This window comes from Leucobacter chromiireducens (genome assembly GCF_051993095.1).
Taxonomy (GTDB): domain Bacteria; phylum Actinomycetota; class Actinomycetes; order Actinomycetales; family Microbacteriaceae; genus Leucobacter; species Leucobacter chromiireducens.
The window spans coordinates 2,933,480-2,950,878 of the sequence record NZ_CP197024.1 but is presented as its reverse complement, the minus strand read 5'-3'; the positions used below and the strand labels follow the sequence as shown (position 1 = coordinate 2,950,878).

17 protein-coding genes are annotated in these 17,399 nt (G+C 65.6%); 14 read left to right on the top strand and 3 right to left on the bottom strand.

Translation table 11 applies throughout. The features are described from left to right. Positions 1-37: 37 nt before the first annotated feature. The 4 genes from ACR81A_RS13335 (at position 38) to ACR81A_RS13320 (ending at position 1,498) form a co-directional block, all read left to right on the top strand. Positions 38-514, top strand: a complete 477-nt coding sequence (locus tag ACR81A_RS13335) for an ArsR/SmtB family transcription factor (protein WP_202380664.1) — start codon at positions 38-40, stop codon at positions 512-514. 103 nt (positions 515-617) lie between these two features. After that, positions 618-716 (top strand): 30S ribosomal protein bS22, encoded by a 99-nt coding sequence (locus ACR81A_RS13330; protein ID WP_005504750.1) that lies wholly within the window; start codon positions 618-620, stop codon positions 714-716. Positions 717-827: 111 nt separating this feature from the next. Then, a complete protein-coding gene (locus ACR81A_RS13325) occupies positions 828-1,118 on the top strand; it encodes a glutaredoxin family protein (protein WP_202380665.1) in 291 nt (96 codons plus the stop codon). Between the two features lie 77 nt (positions 1,119-1,195). Then, complete coding sequence (locus ACR81A_RS13320; protein ID WP_202380666.1) at positions 1,196-1,498, top strand: Dabb family protein; 303 nt, start codon at positions 1,196-1,198, stop codon at positions 1,496-1,498. A 103-nt stretch (positions 1,499-1,601) separates the two neighbouring features. Here ACR81A_RS13320 and ACR81A_RS13315 read toward each other — a convergent pair whose 3' ends face one another. Next, entirely contained in the window at positions 1,602-2,420 is an 819-nt protein-coding gene (locus ACR81A_RS13315; RefSeq protein WP_440312079.1) for a helix-turn-helix domain-containing protein, read from the bottom strand. 102 nt (positions 2,421-2,522) lie between these two features. Between ACR81A_RS13315 and ACR81A_RS13310 the strand changes: the two genes are divergently transcribed. After that, positions 2,523-3,035 (top strand): VOC family protein, encoded by a 513-nt coding sequence (locus tag ACR81A_RS13310; RefSeq protein ID WP_202380668.1) that lies wholly within the window; start codon positions 2,523-2,525, stop codon positions 3,033-3,035. Positions 3,036-3,158: 123 nt separating this feature from the next. Here ACR81A_RS13310 and ACR81A_RS13305 read toward each other — a convergent pair whose 3' ends face one another. Then, complete coding sequence (locus ACR81A_RS13305; protein ID WP_202380669.1) at positions 3,159-4,436, bottom strand: flavin-containing monooxygenase; 1,278 nt, start codon at positions 4,434-4,436, stop codon at positions 3,159-3,161. Positions 4,437-4,650: 214 nt separating this feature from the next. Continuing rightward, positions 4,651-5,598 carry a LysR substrate-binding domain-containing protein gene (locus tag ACR81A_RS13300; RefSeq protein ID WP_440312078.1) on the bottom strand — a complete coding sequence of 316 codons (948 nt, stop codon included), beginning with the start codon at positions 5,596-5,598 and terminating at the stop codon, positions 4,651-4,653. 152 nt (positions 5,599-5,750) lie between these two features. Here ACR81A_RS13300 and ACR81A_RS13295 point away from each other — a divergent pair, with 152 nt between their 5' ends. The 9 genes from ACR81A_RS13295 to ACR81A_RS13255 all read left to right on the top strand — a co-directional run bounded on the left by ACR81A_RS13295 (position 5,751) and on the right by ACR81A_RS13255 (position 17,388). Continuing rightward, the gene (locus ACR81A_RS13295) at positions 5,751-6,182 is read left to right on the top strand and encodes a RidA family protein (RefSeq protein ID WP_337248864.1); all 432 of its coding nucleotides are present in this window, start codon (positions 5,751-5,753) and stop codon (positions 6,180-6,182) included. Then, positions 6,179-6,856 (top strand): DUF1028 domain-containing protein, encoded by a 678-nt coding sequence (locus ACR81A_RS13290; RefSeq protein WP_440312077.1) that lies wholly within the window; start codon positions 6,179-6,181, stop codon positions 6,854-6,856. The genes ACR81A_RS13295 and ACR81A_RS13290 overlap by 4 nt, the downstream gene beginning before the upstream one ends. Continuing rightward, positions 6,846-8,018 carry an amidohydrolase gene (locus ACR81A_RS13285; RefSeq protein WP_440312076.1) on the top strand — a complete coding sequence of 391 codons (1,173 nt, stop codon included), beginning with the start codon at positions 6,846-6,848 and terminating at the stop codon, positions 8,016-8,018. The genes ACR81A_RS13290 and ACR81A_RS13285 overlap by 11 nt, the downstream gene beginning before the upstream one ends. 32 nt (positions 8,019-8,050) lie before the next feature. After that, positions 8,051-9,415 (top strand): MFS transporter, encoded by a 1,365-nt coding sequence (locus tag ACR81A_RS13280; RefSeq protein WP_440312075.1) that lies wholly within the window; start codon positions 8,051-8,053, stop codon positions 9,413-9,415. A 54-nt stretch (positions 9,416-9,469) separates the two neighbouring features. Next, positions 9,470-10,960, top strand: coding sequence for an aldehyde dehydrogenase family protein (locus tag ACR81A_RS13275; RefSeq protein ID WP_440312074.1), 1,491 nt, complete (start codon positions 9,470-9,472; stop codon positions 10,958-10,960). A 141-nt stretch (positions 10,961-11,101) separates the two neighbouring features. Next, positions 11,102-12,538, top strand: a complete 1,437-nt coding sequence (locus tag ACR81A_RS13270) for an aspartate aminotransferase family protein (RefSeq protein ID WP_440312073.1) — start codon at positions 11,102-11,104, stop codon at positions 12,536-12,538. Between the two features lie 120 nt (positions 12,539-12,658). Continuing rightward, a complete protein-coding gene (locus ACR81A_RS13265) occupies positions 12,659-14,116 on the top strand; it encodes a purine-cytosine permease family protein (RefSeq protein ID WP_440312072.1) in 1,458 nt (485 codons plus the stop codon). Continuing rightward, on the top strand, positions 14,113-15,750 hold the full coding sequence (locus tag ACR81A_RS13260) for an amidohydrolase (RefSeq protein WP_440312071.1): 1,638 nt from the start codon (positions 14,113-14,115) through the stop codon (positions 15,748-15,750). The genes ACR81A_RS13265 and ACR81A_RS13260 overlap by 4 nt, the downstream gene beginning before the upstream one ends. Positions 15,751-15,951: 201 nt before the next feature. Next, complete coding sequence (locus ACR81A_RS13255; protein WP_440312070.1) at positions 15,952-17,388, top strand: purine-cytosine permease family protein; 1,437 nt, start codon at positions 15,952-15,954, stop codon at positions 17,386-17,388. Positions 17,389-17,399: the final 11 nt, after the last annotated feature.

The following is a 17,399-nucleotide window of genomic DNA, read 5'->3' as shown; positions in this document are numbered from 1 at the left end:
CGGGACAGATGGAGCCCGTGCGACTACCCTGGGAGGCATGCCAGATATCTTCGGGGTCATTGCCGACGCGACCCGGCGCGACATCCTGCAGGTGCTGCTCGAGCGGTTCCAGCGCGATTCTGAGATCAGCGTGTCTGAGATTGTCGCCCAGTTGGAGATCAGCCAGCCCACCGTGTCAAAGCACCTGAAGGTGCTGCGCGAGGCCGAGCTGGTCACCGTGCGCGAGGAGGGACAGCACCGTTTTTATTCGCTGAACCCTGAGCCGCTCGAGATGATTGAGGACTTCGTGATCCCGTTCCTCTCCGCGGGCTTCGACACGGAGGTGACGGTCGAGTACCTCTCCGAAGACGGTGAGCGCGTGCCCGGACCTGCCTCGGATGACGCGTTCATCGAGGCTGGCGAGGAGGTACTGCCTGAGGAGGCCGCCGCCGCCGCCGAGCGAATGGGACGTGCCGCTGCACGTGCGGAAAACCGTGTGAAGGAGCTGGTCGCGCGCTTCCGGCTGCGTGATTAGGCGGCGTTTCTCGCTCTCAGTTCGCGCTCCAGCGTTTCGCCGAGTAGAATAACTGTTTTGTGGGCCACGAATCCGGCGGCCCGAGAGACGTTGTGAGGTGACCGTGGGTTCAGTTATTAAGAAGCGCCGTAAGCGCATGTCCAAGAAGAAGCACCGCAAGCTGCTTCGAAAGACGCGTCACCAGCGTCGCAACAAGAAGTAGTCGAGGCGCCCCGAGCGCAATCGATGCTGGCGTCGGGCCCCTGGTCCGGCGCCTTTTGTTTTCTTCACACCCGTTCGGGGTGTGAGGTTCCCTTCGAGAGGAGCGGTCACCATGCGCACCGTGCAGCTCACGCTGATCGGCAAGCCGGGGTGCCACCTGTGCGACGACGCACGCGAGGTGATCGCGGGCGTGCGCGCTGAGCTTGGCGCGCGCGGCATTGAAACTTCGCTCGAAGAGCTCGACATCCAGCAGGATCCCGCGCTCGCCCGAAAGCACTCGGAGCACATCCCCGTTGTGCAGATTGGCGGGAAGCGACACGCCATCTGGCGCGTGGACCCCGCGCGGCTCACCGCAGCGGTGGAGAAGGCTGCGCGCGGCCCGCTGGGCGGTTTGCTGCGCTGATCGGGATCACCCGCTGTTCTCGCGGCGCACACGCCGCTTCACTGTTCGGGCTGAGTCCCGAGAAAGAGTATGCACTCATGACGCTTCGTCACATCGTCTCCTGGAAGCTGAGCGGCGAGACGCTCGCCGATCGCGATGCGCAGGCCGCAGAGATCGCTGCAGCGCTCACCCCGCTCACGGAGCTCGTGCCGACCGTGCGCGCGCTTGCGGTGCACCGCAACGAGCTGTTCGACGGCGACAACTACGACCTCACGCTCGTGGCCGACTTCGATGACGCCGAGGGGCTCGCCGTCTACGCGACGCACCCGGACCACCTCGCCGCAGGCGCGATCGTGAAGCAGCACGCGGTGGCCCGCGTCGCAACGGACTTCACGCTCTAACCAGCCCCCCGAGCCCCGGCCCTCTCGTCTCCCCGAATCGGGGTCACTCCGGCACGGTGTCGCGTGTGCCGCTCGGACAACACCCTGCCTGGGTGACCCCGGTTCAGGGGGAGCTGGAGAAGTGCGCGCGGTACTCGCTCGGGGTGAGCCCCAGCACGGCCTTGAAGTCGGTCGAGAAATGGGCGTGGTCGGTGTAGCCGAGCTCGTGGGCGAGCTCGGCGATCCTGGTCCCTGCGTGTCCGTGAGAAGCCGCGTCGCCCCGCAGCACCGCCGCAGCCTCCTGAATGCGCCGCCGTCGAATCATGCTGTGCAGCGAGAGGCCGAAGTACTTCGTTGCGATGCGCTGCAGGGTGCGCGTGGACGAGTGCAGCCGCGCGGCGAGTTGATCCACCCGTGTCACCGCGGGATCCGCAAGGAGTTCGGCGAGGTCATTGGCGAGTTCGGCTTCCGCGTCCAGCGGCGGTACTCGCGCGAGCAGCCAGGCGGAAAGCAGCTCAGTCGCGCGCGCCCGGCGCTCAGTGGGTGCGCGACGCTCCGTCATCGCAGCGACGACCTCGGCGTGCAGCAGTGGTGCCTCGACCGGACTGCTGAGATCCCGAATCGACGCGGGATCCGAGCACAGTGCGGGCAGTGCGGCGGGCCTGAGGAGTGCGCCGACCGCCCAGCCGGTGCCGCGCAGCTCGCGTTCAGAGCGCCGGGTGGGTGGCCCAACAAGCGTCACTCCGTCCGGTTCCACAACGAGGTTGCAGGCGGGAAAGGGAAGCACCTCCTGGCGCGAGACAGCCCCGGGCAGCAGCGACCACTCCGGGATCCATATCCACCGGACGAGTGGCTCGAGTGGTTCCGGTGGTGAGAGGCGGTGGAACTCTGGCAGCCGCTCCGGGTAGAGCACCCCGCGGCTTGCCCCGTCCGTGCCCGTCATCCCGGCTCCCCTCGCGTGTGCGGAGCGCGGCGTGCTTCGCCGATGTGGAAGCTGGCACAAATGTGCAAGCGCGCCCCGTCGGCATGATTTTACGATGAACGCATGAACACTGCAGCGACGACCCCGGCCACCGGGGAACACACCACCAACGGGCGCCCGAACGGCTCCTCGAGCCTGACGCCGTTCCTCGTGATTCCCGATGCGCGCGGCGCAATCGAGTTCTACCGGGACGTGTTCGGTGCACGAGTTATCGACGTCACGGAGATGGGCGGCCGGGTGGTGCACGCGGAGATCGGTCTTGAGTCGGGACACTTGCAGCTCGGGGAGCCGCTGCCCGACTACCACCTGGTTGCGGCGCCTGCGGGCGACGACGACTGCTATTCGCTGGGCATCTATGTGCCCGACGCGGATGCCGCGGTCGCGCGGGCGCTCGCGGCGGGGGCAACACTTCGTGAGCCGCTCAGTAACTTCGTTTCAGGAGACCGGTTCGCGAGTATCCGCGATCCGTTCGGTGTGCGCTGGTCGGTGATGACGCGCGTGGAGGATCTCTCCGAGGAGGAGAGCGCGTCGCGCGTCCGAGCGTGGGCTGCAGCGGCATCCGCCACAGACGCCTAGCAGCCCAGCGCACACGCACTCGTCCCCTGCGTCCCCCGCGATCGGGGTCAGTTGAGCAGGGTGTTGGGCGCACATCGCCCGCGACACCCTGCTCAACTGACCCCGATTCGTGCGGGGCGGGGGCTAAGCGGGGACGAGCGCCGCGCTTCCCGTGTAGGCCCGGTAGCCCTGCTGAATGGCGATCTGGTCGGCGAGGAACTTCGCGTCGTGCCAGATCCCCCAGATGAACGTTGATCCGCGCCGCGACTGCCAGGGCAAACCAAGGAAGTAGACGCCGGGCACGCCGGAGATGCCGCGCTGCTGCACTGGCCGCCCCTGCGGGTCGAACGCGTCGACCTCGAGCCAGCTGTAGTCGGAGCGGAAGCCCGTGGCCCAGACGATCGAGGTGATGCCGGCTGCGGCAAGATCGAGGTGCTGGATCGGGTGCGTCACACTGTCGGGATCGGGCCCGAGCGCCCGCGCCTCAGGCTCTTCTGGCAGATCGAGTCCGTTGCGCTCGATGTACGCGTCGGCCGCATCGAGGATGGCGAGGTAGGTCGCATCACCCACCGCGATGTTGCGGCCGAGATCGGGCGCAAAGGCGAGCGTGCCAGCTTCGTACGAGAGCGCCTTGCCGACGAGCGTGATCCCCGACGCTGCGAGCTCGCGGAAGTCGACGGTGTGGCCGCCGTGGGCGCCACTCACCGCAATGGTCACGTGCTCTGCGCCCGCGGACGGATTCGGCGCGTCCCACATGCCGAGCACCCCGAGCCACCACACGAAGTCACGGTCGCGGTAACGACGGGGCGGGCGCTCGTGCGGGCTCACCGCGAGGTGCACCTCGCGGCCGGCCTCCCGCAGCTCCGCGGCAATCTGCACGCCGGAGGAGCCCGATCCCACGACGAGCACGCCGCCGGCCGGCAGCTGGCCCGGGTTCTTGTACTGCGCCGAGTGGATCTGAGTGATCGGCTCTGACGCGGGAACGATGGGCGGGATCGACGGCTGCTGGAACGCGCCGGTCGCCGCCACGACGTAGCGCGCCGCGATGGCTCCCGCGCTTGTGTCGGCGAGATACCCGGGCGCATCGTCGTTGTGGCGTACGGCGTGCACGGTAACCCCCGTGCGCACGGGGAGCTCGAACTTCGCCACGTACTCCTCGAAGTACTCGGCAACCCGCTCCTTTGTGGCGAAGCCGTCGTCGTCGACGTTCGTGAACGGAAGATTGGGGAAGCGATCGTGCCAGGCCGGGCCGTTGGCGACCAGCGAGTCCCAGCGCTCGGTGCGCCAGCGCTCGGCAACACGATCGCGTTCGAGGACAATGTGGGCGATGCCCTGGATGGTGAGGTGCTCGCTCATCGCGATTCCGGCTTGGCCGCCGCCAATGACGAGGACGTCGGTGACCTCGGGTGCTGGGCTCGACATGGTGACTCTCCGCTCGAGATAGTGGATCGACGCGGATCAACGCTGCCGTGCTGCAGCGGGACTGGGTCCTGGATCCACGACCGGGGTGCTCAGGTGTGCGTGCCCGGATGATCCCCAGCAAAGCGCAGGGGCCGCGAGTGAAGCCAATACACATTCGCGGTGCACTTCATCGCCTATGCAGATTGACTCACAGGCTGCGATCGGAAAAACACATTCAGAGGGTTGAGTGGTCTCCCACGGCCTGTCGTGCCGACTCCTCGGCCACGAGCTCGCGCACCGCCTGGGTTACCGCGCGGGCGCGGGCGGAGAGCTCGACCTGAGCGAGTGACGCGACGGTGATGCCGAGGCTGCGCACTGGATCCGCGATCTCCACGACCGCGGTACGGTTCCCGGCGTATGTCTCCGCGACTCGGGGACGCTGGTTCAGGATCGCGAAGCCGAGCCCCATCGCGACGAACGAGCGCACCGCCTCGTAGTTCTTCGTGCGGTATTTGATGTGCGGCTGCACGCCGGCCTCGCGCAGCAGCCCGAGAAAGTACTGGCTGCTATCGGGGAGATCGAGGAGCACCAGGGGGTCCGCTGCGAGCTCTGCAAGGCTGGCGGTGCCCCGCGCGGCGAGCGGGTGGTCAGTTGCGACAATCGCGTGCGGGCGGGCCTCGCCGACGACCTCCTGCTCAATGCCATCAGCGTCAGTGAGGTCGTAGCTCACTGCGAGCTCGGCGCGGCCGCCACGCAGATCGGCGAGATTCTGCTCGTAGTCGCCCTCCCGCACATCGACGGTGAGCGCGGGGTGCGCGTGCTGGAGTCGCGCGAGCAGTTGCGGCAGCAGGAACGGGGTGAGCGTGTGGAAGCACGCGACGGTAATGGAGCCGCGCACCTCACCGCGCTCGGACTGGATCGTGTCGATTGATTCGGTGAGGAGACCGAACATGCGATGTGTGTCGCGCAGCAGTGACTCGCCAGCGGCGGTGAGGATGAGCCCCTTTGCGTGCTGGCGGATGAAGAGCGCGGCGCCGAGTGCGCGCTCGAGCTGCGAGATCGCGGTGGACACGGCGGACTGGGCGACGTGCAGGTTCTCGCTCGCAACCGTCATGTTGAGCGTCTTGGCGCACTCGGCGAAGTAGCTGAGCTGGGTGAGGGTGAGGGGAAATCGCTGTGCCACGGCGCACGTGCCTTCCTTGGGGATCATGCGGAATCTTGAATCTAGACAATTGATCCCCCGTTTATCTTTTCCCTATTTTACAGATGATGTCGACGTTCCGACAATGGAGATGGACGGGGCAGCCGCGCCCACGCACTCAACGAGGAGGACCAGTGACGGAGAGCACGCACCTGCGCCTGCGGAAGTTCAACACGAAAGAGACCTACCCCGAGCAGAACCTCGACAACGACCTGTGTCAGGCGGTCGTGGCCGGTGGCGTGGTCTACCTGCGCGGACAGATCGGGCAAGACCTCGAGACGCGCGAATCGATCGGGATCGGGGACGTGGTAGCGCAGACCGAGCAGGCCATGCGCAACATCGACCTCCTACTCGCCGAGGCCGGGAGCAGCCTGCGCGACATCGTCAAGGTGACCGTCTACATCGTCGACCCGCGCTACCGCGAAGACGTGTACCGCACCATGGGGCGCTGGTTGCGGGGTGTGTACCCCGTCTCGACCGGGATCGTGGTGCAGGCGCTCGCCCGCCCCGAATGGCTCGTCGAAATCGATGCGACAGCCGTGCTGAGCGATGGGAACGCAGCATGACGTTCTCACTGCTCGTTCGAGACCCGCACACCGGCGAATTTGGATCGATCATTTCTTCCTCGTCCCCCGCGGTCGCGGCGCGCTGTGTGGCGCTCGCCGATGGGGTCGGCGGGGCGCACACCCAAAACGTCACCGATCCCCGTCTCGGGCCAGCGCTCATTGCGAGGCTCCGCGCCGGCGACTACGCGCAGCAGGCCGTGGATGCCGTCATCGCAGAGGCCGATCCCGCATTGATTCCGTACCGCCAGCTCCTCGTGCTCGACGCGGCGGGCACGACCGCCGCGTATTCGGGTAACCGTGCGCTCGGCGTGTTCGGGGCCGTGACCCGCGAGAACGCGGTGGCCGGCGGCAACATGCTCGCGAGCCTCGGGGTGCTCGACGCGCTCATCGACACCGCGCTCACCGCACCCGGGCAGCTCGAGGAGCGGCTCTTCGCAGCGTTCCGTGCTGCGCTCGATGCGGGCGGAGAGGAGGGGCCCGTGCACTCGGTCGGTCTCGCCGTCGTGCGCGACGCCGGCTGGCGGATCACCGACCTGCGTGTCGACTGGTCGGACGACCCCGTCGGCGAGCTGCGCGCGGCGCTGACCGAGTGGCTGCCGCAGCGCGACGACTACGTGAGTCGTGGGCTGAACCCCGCGGCCGCCCCGTCCTACGGGGTGCCCGGTGACGAGTGACGTGCGAAAGCAGCGCATCGCCGAGCGTCTGACCGCGGCCTTCCCTGAGCTTGTCGCGCTCTCGGACGATCTGCACGCGCACCCCGAACTTGGGTGGGAGGAACATCGTTCCTCCGCGGCCGTCGCGGCAGCGCTCCGCGCGCACGGGTTTGCGGTAGAGCACCCGTACCTGGGGTTCGACACCGCGCTGTGCGCGCGCGTCGAACCGAGCGGCCCGACGCGGTTCACCGTGGGCTTCCTGGCCGAGTACGACGCGCTCCCCGGCCTCGGGCACGCCTGCGGACACAATCTCATCTCGGCGATGGCGGTCGGCGCTGCCATCGCGCTCGCCGCGGTCGCGGACGAGACGGGTATCGCCGTCGAGGTGATCGGCACCCCCGCGGAGGAAGGCGGCGGGGGCAAGATCGTGCTGCTTGAGCGTGGCGCGTTCGCGAACCTTGATCTCGCCCTCATGGCGCACCCCGCGCCCGTCGACGTCGCGGAAGCGCGACCTTTCGCGGTGACGCACTGGCACGTGCAGTACGACGGCCGCGCCGCGCACGCCGCCGCCTACCCCGAGCGCGGAGTGAACGCGAACGACGCGCTCCTCATCGCGCAGGTGGCGCTCGGACTGCTGCGCCAGCAGCTTCCCGCTGGGGTGCGCGTGCACGGCGTGCAGACCCGCGGGGGCGAGGCGCCGAACGCGATCCCCGAGCGCACGGAGGCACGCTGGTACGTGCGCGCGGAGACCACCGAGCAACTCATCGATCTGGAGGCGCGGGTGCGTGCCTGCTTTGCAGCCGGCGCGCTGGCGACGGGCGCTGAACTTACGATCACCCCGGAGAGCGAGCGGTACGCGGAGATGCGCACGGACGAGGAGACGCTTGACCGCTACCGGGCGAACCTGCGGGCGCTCGGTCGTAGCTTCGACGTCGATCCGGCCGCCGCAACCATGAATCGGGCGTCGACCGATATGGGCAACGTGTCCCAGATTGTGCCCGCGATTCACCCCTACATCGGGGTCGGGGGCGACGCGAGCAACCATCAGCCCGCCTTCGCTGCGGCGTGCGTGGGTGAGCTCGCGGAGCGTGCGCTTCGTGATGGGGCCACCGCGCTCGCTTGGACCGCGCTCGACACGGCAATCGCGCGCACCGCCCAGGGGATGTCCATCCGCCCCGCCTGACCACCGACCACCAGCCAGAAACGGAGATGTCAATGTCGACGTCGAAGCCGCAGCGCGAGCTCAGCGATCTCGTCAGCAAGAAGAGCCTCAGGAAAAGCGTCGTCGCCGGGTCCATCGGCGTCTTCGTTCACTGGTTCGACTGGGCGGTCTACGCCTACCTCGCTGGCACCATCGCGACGGTGTTCTTCCCCGATTCCGATGGCACCGCGGGGCTCCTCTCCGCGTTCGCTGTGTTTGCTATCTCGTTCCTTGTGCGCCCCATCGGCGCGATCATCTTTGGCCGACTGGGCGACCGGCTCGGGCGGAAGCAGACGCTTTCGATCGTCATCCTTGCGATGGCGCTCGCCACGCTCGTGCTCGGCCTCTTGCCTGGATATCACTCGATCGGGATCCTGGCGCCCATCCTCCTCATCGTGACCCGGGTGGTGCAGGGGCTTGCCGCGGGCGGCGAGTTCGGCAGTGCCGCGGCGTTCCTCGGTGAGTTCTCGCCGACCCGGCATCGCGGCTTTGGGGTGAGCTGGCTCGAGGTAGGCAGCCTGCTCGGTTTCCTCATGGCCTCCTTCACTGTCGTGCTGCTGAACCTCGTGTTCACCACGCAGGAAATTACCGACTGGGCCTGGCGCATCCCCTTCCTGATCACCGTGCCACTCGGCTTTGTCGGGCTGTACATTCGTCGCAAGATCGAGGACACCCCGGACTTCCAGCAACTGCAGCAGCTCGAAACGGTGTCGCACGCGCCCGTGAAGGAAGTGTTCCAGCGCAACTGGCGCGAATTCTTGCAGACCTCCGGCATGGAAATCTTCATGAACGTTACCTTCTACGTGGTGCTCGTGTACTTGCTCACCTACCAGGAGGTGTACATCGGGTTCGACGCGGGTCGCGCGGCGCTGCTGTCCACACTTGCCTCGGCGCTGGGCCTCATCATCGTGCCACTTGCCGGTGCGCTGTCGGATCGCGTGGGCCGAAAGCCCGTGCTGATGACCGCGGCAATCGCGCAGACGGCGCTCTCGATCCCACTCTTTATGCTCATGCAGTCCGGGGAGGAGTGGGCGGCGTTCGTGTCGACGCTCGGCCTCGCGCTGATTCTCGCCATCATTCTCGGCACACACGCGGTAACGGTTGTCGAGTTATTCCCCACCCGAACCAGGCAGACGGGCCTCTCGATTGCCTACGCGGTGACCGCAGCGCTCTTCGCTGGCACGGCACCGTACGTGCTCACCTGGCTGCTCGGGGAGACCGGCAACCTGCTGGTGCCCGGATTCTTCCTTGCCGCAGTGGGGGTGGTCGGAATTATCACGGTGCTCTCCATCCCCGAGACCCGCGGTACCTCGCTCATCAAGCCGCAGGATCTCGAAACCGCGACGGTCGACCTTCCCGCCGAACTTCTCGAACCCTAGCTCTCGGGCTCGCCGCGCTCGAATTCTCACCCAGCACCACAGAAAGAAGACGAAATGACTCGCAGTTTTGCTGAGTGGCAGCAGGCCGCTGCCGCACTGACGTTTGATGGTCGCCCCGTGATTGGGGGTGCGCGAGTAGACGCCGCCTCGGGCGAGCGGATCGCGAAGACGAACCCGGCAACGGGTGCCGTGATCTCCGAACTGCACGCGGGCGGGATCGCCGATGTTGACGCCGCGGTCGCCGCAGCGCGCACCGCCTTCGAAAGCGGGGCCTGGTCACGCGCCGGCGCCGGCTTCCGCCGCGAACGGCTGCTGGAGCTTGCCCGCCTGATCGAGGCACGCGCCGATGAGTTTGCTCTCTACGACACCCTCGACATGGGGAAGCCGATCCGAGAGTCGTCGACGATCGATGCGCCTGGATCCGCCGCGCTGTATCGCTTCTACGGGGAAGCGATTGAGAAGCAAGAGAACCTCATTCCCGTGACTCCACCCGGCTCGACTGCGCTCGTCACCCGTGAGCCGCTCGGCGTGGTCGCAGTGATTGTTGCGTGGAACTACCCCCTTGAGATTGCGACGTGGAAGCTCGCGCCTGCGCTCGCCGCAGGGAACACCGTCGTGGTGAAGCCTCCGGTCGAGGCGTCGCACTCGACGCTGCTGCTTGCTGAACTGGCGATCGAGGCGGGGATTCCTCCCGGGGTGCTCAACGTGGTGCCCGGGCGCGGGTCTCTGGTCGGCCGGGCGCTCGCCCTGCACGAAGACGTCGACATGCTCGCGTTTACCGGCTCGACTGAGGTGGCGAAGCAGCTGCAGCAGTATGCGGGGCAGTCGAATATGAAGCGGCTCGCGCTCGAGGCTGGTGGAAAGAGCTCGAACCTCATCTTTGCGGACTGCGAGGACCTCGGGCTCGCGGCGGAGAAGGCCGCGTTCGGCAGCTTCTACAACCAAGGCGAAGTGTGCTCGGCAAACTCCCGCATCTTCGTCGAGCGAGAGGTGTACGACGAGTTCCTCCGCCTCTACCGGGAAGCGGCGGGCGCGTATGCGCCGGGCGACCCGCTCGACCCGGCAAGTGGCATCGGCTCGCTCGTGTCCGAAGCGCACGCAGATACGGTCTGGGCCACGATTGAGAACGCGCGCCGCGATGGCACGATCGTTGCTGGGGGAACCCGGCCGGAAATCGCGGGATCGCGGGCGTTCATCGAGCCGACCATTGTCACCGACGTACCCGCCGACCATGAAGTGCACACGCGTGAGATCTTCGGTCCGGTCGCGGTGGTCACACCATTCGATACCGAGGCGGAGGCCATTGCGCGCGCCAACGAGACGCCGTTCGGGCTCGCGGCCTCCCTCTGGACGGGAAGCCTGGCGCGGGCGCATCGGGTGTCCGAGCAGCTCGTCGCCGGCACCGTGTCCGTGAACACCGTCGACGCGCTCGGGTTCACCACGCCCTTCGGTGGGTTTAAGCAGTCGGGCTTTGGGCGGGATCTGTCCGTCCACGCGCTCGAGAACTACACCGACTACAAGACGACATGGATGCAGTGGGGCTAGTCCCGCGCCCGAATCGGGGCTGCATCTGATCGCGAGATGCAGCCCCGCGAAAACCGCTATTTCACACCACTGTGTGCGACTGGAACGATGAACACCAACGGCGTCGCCGTCCGGTCAACGCCGACTGAGAGGAAAATCCACATGCCCCTGCAGCAGGAAGCCAGCACCACCGCTGAACAGCCCTCGAACATTCCGAGCGGCATCGCGGAGATCGCGAAGCGACACCTGGTCATGAATTTCACCCCCGCCAGTAAGTACCGGGACGACGAGCTTCCGGTGTTCGTGCGCGGTGAGCACTGCTCCGTATTTGACGAGAACGGCCGTCGCTTCTTCGACGGCCTCGCCGGACTTTTCTGCGTGCAGCTGGGCTACACGCACGGCGCTGAGGTGGGTGAAGCGGTGCGCGATCAGCTCGCCGCCCTGCCGTACCAGACCACCTGGAGCGTGGCGCACCCGCCGGCGGCGCTGCTCGCGCAGAAGATCGCCGAGCTCGCGCCGGGCGACCTGAACCGCGTGTTCTTCGCATCGGGCGGTGGCGAGTCGAACGAGGCGGCGATCAAGCTCGCGCGGCAATACCACATCACCCGCGGCGACCACGCGCGCTACAAGTTCATTGCGCGGCGCGTGGCCTACCACGGCACCAGCTTCGGTGCGATGTCGCTCAACGGCATGACCGATGTTCGGAAGATGTTCGAGCCCCTCATGAACGGCGTGCGGCACACGCACAACACCAAGCGATACCGTCGCCCCGAGGGGGAAACGGCCAAGCAGACCACGGCTTTCCTGCTCGCTGAGCTCGAGTCCCTCATCGTGCAGGAAGGCGCCGACACGGTCGCCGCGATCATCATGGAGCCGCTGCAGAATGCGGGTGGGAGTTTGATGCCGCCGACTCCCGAGTACTTCGCGGGCGTGCGTGCACTGTGCGACAAGCACGGCATCCTGCTGATCGCTGATGAGGTCATTACTGGCTTCGGTCGATTGGGATCCTGGTTCGGCTCGATCCACTACGCCTTCCAGCCCGACATGATCACGTTCGCGAAGGGCATCGCCTCGGCGTACATGCCCCTCGGCGGGGTGATCGCGAGCGATCAGATCATCGAGACCGTGCTTGACGGCCCGCTCGGCATGTTCAACCACGCGCTCACGTACGGCGGCCACCCGGTTGCGTGCGCGGCCGCGCTGAAGAACCTCGAGATCATGGAGCGCGAGTCCGTGGTGAGCAACGTGAAAGAGCTCAGCCCCTACCTGGCGGAGAAGCTCGGCGAGGTTGCCGCGAAGCACGCGGGCATCGTTGGCGACCTGCGCGGCGACGGCTTCCACCGCACCTTCGAATTGGTCACTGACCAGACTGCGAAGCGCTGGGCCGACACCCCGCTGAGCGCGGGCGACTTCGTGGGCGCACATCTGAACCCCGCACTCGCGGAGGCTGGGCTGCTGTGCCGCGTCGCGATTGACGCCGAGGGCAACCCGCTCGTGCAGCTGTCGCCGCCGCTCGTTGCGACCAAGGCTGACATCGACGAGATGGCAGGCCTCCTCGAGCGCGCGTTCACCGCGGCGACGGCGAGCGCGGGCCTCTAGGCACTCGCTCCCACCTCGGGCGGGCGGGCCGGCACCGGCTGCGCCCGCCCGTCAAGAGTGTCTCGCGCGCATCATCCCTTCTGCAAGTCCAGCCCGAATCAATGAAGATCGAGGGAAACAATGTCCGACTATCCCCGGCTGAATACCGCGACAACGAAGATCATCACATTTGAGCGGAGACATATCCGCCCTATTCCTGAAGATGAGCGGCAGGGAACCTCCCGCGGTCTCTTCTTCATCTGGCTTGGCATGAACATGCTGCCGCTCACGGTGGTGACCGGCGCGCTCGGCCCGTCGATGTTTGGGTTGACACTGGGCTGGACGCTGACGGCAGTGGTGCTTGGCAACTTGATTGGTGGCTTTGGCGCGGCGCTTCATGCCTCTCAAGGACCAAAGCTCGGGATCCCGCAGATGCTCCAGTCTCGGGGCCAGTTCGGCTACTTCGGCGGGAGTTTGCTCGCGCTCATCGCGCTGGTCATGTTCCTTGGCTTCTTTGCTTCGAATCTCGTCGTCGCAGCGCAGAGCCTCGCAGTGGTGTTCAACAGTGACAACATCAACCTCGGCATCATTGTCTGTGCTGCTGTCGCTCTTGTCGCCGCAATATTTGGTTACGACGCGGTGCGCAAAGCGCTGGGATTCTTCTCAGTTTTCATCGGTGTGCTTGTGGTTACGTCGATTCTCATCGCAGTGAGTAACCCCGCTACGTTCCAGACCGAGCTTGAACTCGGCTACAACACTGCTGGGTTCTTTGGGATGGTTGCGATTGGAGTGACATGGCAGCTCGCATATGCGCCATACGTGTCCGACTACTCGCGCTACATGCCGAAGGAAACGGGGGCTCGGCCAGCATTCTGGGCAACCTACCTCGGCCTGGTCATTGGCACTGTGCTGGTCATGACGCTTGGCGCTCTGATCGGGCTGACCACCGCAGACGGGGATGCCATGGCCGCGCTCGGTCGACTGCTGGGGGGCTTTGGGCCAATTGTGCTGCTGGGGTTCGGGGTGTCGTCCGCGGTACTGAACGCTGGCAACATCTATTCGGGCGTGATGTCCTCCTTGACCGTGTTCGAAACAATCTCTCCCAAGATTCGGATCAGTACAGGCACTCGGGTGAGTATGACGGTGGTGTACGCGGTCCTTGCAATGACTGCGGCGCTGGCGGGTAAGGACAGCTTCCTCGTGTTCTTCAGCGACTTTGTCGCGATCTTGCTCTACGTTCTGATTCCGTGGTCGGCCATTAATCTCATCGACTACTTCGTCTTGGAAAAGGGCGAGTACGAGATTGACGACATGTTCCGTCGAGACGGAGGTCGCTACGGCAGGTGGAACACCGTGGGGCTCACCTGTTACCTGGTTGGCATTCTCGTGCAGATTCCGTTCATGGTGACGACGCTCTACACAGGGCCGCTTGCCGCGCCGCTTGGCTTCGTTGACGTTGCGTGGATCGTAGGGTTTGTGGTGCCTGGAGTGATCTACTATCTCTGGCGTCGAGCTCAGCGCTCATCCCGCGGCGCGCGCAGTTCTGCCCCCATGACTGAGTCTGCTGGCATTGCGGCGGAGCAAGGGGCCGCGAAGTGAATACGTACGATCTTGTCGTTACCGGAGCGCAGCTCTGGCTCCCGGAACAGTCACCATTCACTGCGCTCGCGGTGGGCGGTGGGCGAATTCTCGCGCTCGGTACGGACGCCGAGATCTTGAGCGAGGCAGGGCCGGATACGCAGCGCATCGACGCTGCGGGCCGAGCGGTGCTCCCCGGCTTTACGGATGCCCACGTCCACCCTCTCGCCGGTGGTCGCGCGCTCCTCGGGTGTGACCTCGAAACAGAACACTCCCGAGATGGCTACGCCCGTCTCATACGCGCCTCGGCGCAGACGGCCGGCGAGTGGGTGGTGGGTTCCGGGTGGTTTGGTGATGTGTTCCCTGGCGGACTACCGACCGCGGAGGAGCTGGATGCGTTGGTCCCAGATAGGCCAGCTGTGATGACAAGCCACGACTCGCACGGAGTCTGGGTGAACAGCCGAGCAATGCAACTTGCAGGCATCTCGCGCGATAGTCACGACCCTCCCGCCGGTCGAATTGTGCGGGACGGACGAGGGGAGCCGACTGGCGTGCTGTTTGACACCGCCGGTGAGCTCGTCACGCGGCTGATCCCGCCGGCTTCCAAAGCGGACATGCGCGCTGCGTTGCTGTGCGCTCAACAGCACCTGTTTTCACTAGGTATCACCGGGTGGCACGACGCAATCCTGGGGGCCTATCTCACGCTGCAGGACAGCGTGCCGACCTACATCGATCTGCTCGCTTCACGGGAGCTCCGGGGGCGGGTGAGCGGTTCGCTCTGGTGGTCACCTGGTGATGGACCAGACCGTCTGCCGGAAATGCTGCGCCGCATTCGCGCGGTGCGAGACGCTGGCTTCGCTGTTTCGAGCATCAAGATCATGCAGGACGGAATCTGCGAGAACTGCACGGCCGCATTGCTTGAGCCGTACGACGGCGTGCACCCCGAGGTCCGAGGCGACTCAGTTATTGCGCCAGATGACCTTGCGGAGATCACGGCCGGTCTCGACGCTCAGGGGTTGCGGGTGCATTTCCATGGCGTCGGTGATCGTGCAGTGCGGGAGTGCTTGGACGCTGTCGAGCACGCGCGGCAGATGAACGGAGCGGGCCAACCTCACCAGATTGCCCACCTCGATGTGGTCGATCCGGCTGACTTTCCTCGGTTTAAGGCACTCGGCGTCACCGCGAATCTGCAGCCGCTTTGGGCCCGCGACGACCAGGAGATTCTTGAACGGAAGTACCCGCTCCTCGGTAAGGATCGCGTTCGCTATCACTTCCCCTTCGGATCGCTGCATCGCGCTGGCGCTCACCTCGCCATGGGAAGCGATTGGCCAGTTACCAGCCCTGACCCACTTTGGGGTCTCTACACCGCCTGCACTCGTACGGCACCACCTGATGACCCGCACGCATTGAATCCTGAGGCGAGGAAGACTGCGCAGCCCGAAGAACGATTGAGCCTTGAGACCGCTCTGCGCGCCTATACCTTGGGCAGCGCAGAGGCTTCGGGTTTCAGTGCGGAGGCGGGAAGTATCGAGAAGGGGAAGCTCGCGGATCTCGTCGTGCTCACCGGACCGCTCTCCGCAGCGGAGGATCTTGGAGCGCTTCGAGTAGAGCGAACCGTACTGGGCGGGGAAACCGTATTCTTGCGGGCGCCGTAGCGGGAGCAAAGAACACCATGAAGTCTCCCCGCCCGTTCTGATTTGCAGATTCCGCAGATAGGAAACGACTGTTCGCTATTCGCGGGTGCCTGCAATTGGCTAGGTCCTGTCAGCACTCACGCACTCCGGTCCAGCCGCGCGGGGTCCTGCGTCACTCGCGCACTTGCGCACCTCAGGCAATGACGCCATCAAGGAGAGAACATGTCACACGAACCGCCGGTCGTTACCAAGAGCTTCGTGCGTTTTGAACAGCAACACATCCTGCCGATCCCCGAGGATCAGCGTACGGGAACCCATTGGTCGACCTTTGCCATCTGGCTCGGGCTGAACATGATGCCGCTCACCGTAGTGACCGGCGCTGTGGCGAGCGGCTCGTATGGTCTGCCGATCGGGTGGAGCATCGCCGCGGTTCTCATCGGCAATGTGATCGGCGCCTTCGGCTCCGCGCTGCATGCGTCCCAGGGTCCGAATCTGGGTGTGCCGCAGATGCTCCAAGCGCGTGCTCAGTTCGGCTACCTCGGTGGCAGCCTGTTCGCCGTGATCGCGTTTATCATGTTCATGGGGTTCTTCGCGAGTATCCTGATCGTTGCGAAGGACGCGCTGGTGTCGGTGTTCCCGGACTTCAACGGCTCGCTCGCGATCATCCTGTTTGCCGCGGTGGGCATTCTGCTGTGCGCCTTCGGCTACGACCTGCTTCGTAAAACCATGGTGTACATCTCCTGGATCATCGGAATCGCGGTTGCCGTGTCAATGGTGCTGCTGTGGCTCCAACCCGAGATCACGAGCGCACGCGCCGACGCGCAGTTCACGATGGAGGGCTTCTTCGCGATGCTCGCAATCGGCGTGGTGTGGCAGCTCGCCTATGCCCCCTACGTCTCTGACTACACGCGCTACCTCCCCAAGGATTCCGGGCCGAAGGTTGCCTTCTGGAGCACGTACCTCGGCCTGGTGGTGAGTTCCGTGTTTGTGATGACGCTCGGCGTGCTGCTCGGCATCGCGAACCCAGACAACCCGCTGGCCGCGCTCGGCACGTACCTCGGCCCCATCGGGTTGCTCGTGTTGCTCGTGTTCGCGCTCACCTCCGCGCTCATCAACGGGGTTGAGCTCTACTCGGCGGTGATGAACGCGCTCACCGCGATCCAGTCGAGCTTCCGGGGCGTGGTCATCACCTCCCGGACGCGAGTCTGGACCACGGTCATCGCCGGCCTCGTGGCGACACTGATTGCGCTCCTCGGGCAGGGGAACTTCATGACGAACTTCGAGAGCTTCCTCACGCTGCTGCTGTACGTGCTGATCCCGTGGTCGGCGATCAACCTTGCCGACTACTTCATCGTGCAGAAGGGCGAGTATGTGATCGAGGATCTCTTCTCGCGCGACGGCGGCCGCTATGGGAAATGGAACGCGGTGGGCCTGTGGAGCTACCTCATCGGGCTTCTCGCTCAGGTCCCGTTCATGATCACGCCGCTGTTCACCGGACCCATGGCTGAGCCCATGCAGGGCATCGACATTGCCTGGCTCGTGGGCTTTGCCGTCACGATAATCGTGTACCTGAATCTGGTGCGGTCGAGTCGTGCCCGTGCGGTGTCCCGCGCGACGGAACGCGACGCGGCGCGCACCCAGGATGAGGCCGCCCGCTGACCCCGATTCGT

What these genes read in the sequence shown, in the direction of transcription:
- ACR81A_RS13335 (WP_202380664.1), top strand. Translation starts at nt 38, where the DNA reads ATGCCAGATATCTTCGGGGTCATTGCCGACGCGACCCGGCGCGACATC.
- ACR81A_RS13325 (WP_202380665.1), top strand. Translation starts at nt 828, where the DNA reads ATGCGCACCGTGCAGCTCACGCTGATCGGCAAGCCGGGGTGCCACCTG.
- ACR81A_RS13320 (WP_202380666.1), top strand. Translation starts at nt 1,196, where the DNA reads ATGACGCTTCGTCACATCGTCTCCTGGAAGCTGAGCGGCGAGACGCTC.
- ACR81A_RS13315 (WP_440312079.1), bottom strand. Translation starts at nt 2,420, where the DNA reads ATGACGGGCACGGACGGGGCAAGCCGCGGGGTGCTCTACCCGGAGCGG.
- ACR81A_RS13310 (WP_202380668.1), top strand. Translation starts at nt 2,523, where the DNA reads ATGAACACTGCAGCGACGACCCCGGCCACCGGGGAACACACCACCAAC.
- ACR81A_RS13305 (WP_202380669.1), bottom strand. Translation starts at nt 4,436, where the DNA reads ATGTCGAGCCCAGCACCCGAGGTCACCGACGTCCTCGTCATTGGCGGC.
- ACR81A_RS13290 (WP_440312077.1), top strand. Translation starts at nt 6,179, where the DNA reads ATGACGTTCTCACTGCTCGTTCGAGACCCGCACACCGGCGAATTTGGA.
- ACR81A_RS13280 (WP_440312075.1), top strand. Translation starts at nt 8,051, where the DNA reads ATGTCGACGTCGAAGCCGCAGCGCGAGCTCAGCGATCTCGTCAGCAAG.
- ACR81A_RS13275 (WP_440312074.1), top strand. Translation starts at nt 9,470, where the DNA reads ATGACTCGCAGTTTTGCTGAGTGGCAGCAGGCCGCTGCCGCACTGACG.
- ACR81A_RS13270 (WP_440312073.1), top strand. Translation starts at nt 11,102, where the DNA reads ATGCCCCTGCAGCAGGAAGCCAGCACCACCGCTGAACAGCCCTCGAAC.
- ACR81A_RS13265 (WP_440312072.1), top strand. Translation starts at nt 12,659, where the DNA reads ATGTCCGACTATCCCCGGCTGAATACCGCGACAACGAAGATCATCACA.
- ACR81A_RS13255 (WP_440312070.1), top strand. Translation starts at nt 15,952, where the DNA reads ATGTCACACGAACCGCCGGTCGTTACCAAGAGCTTCGTGCGTTTTGAA.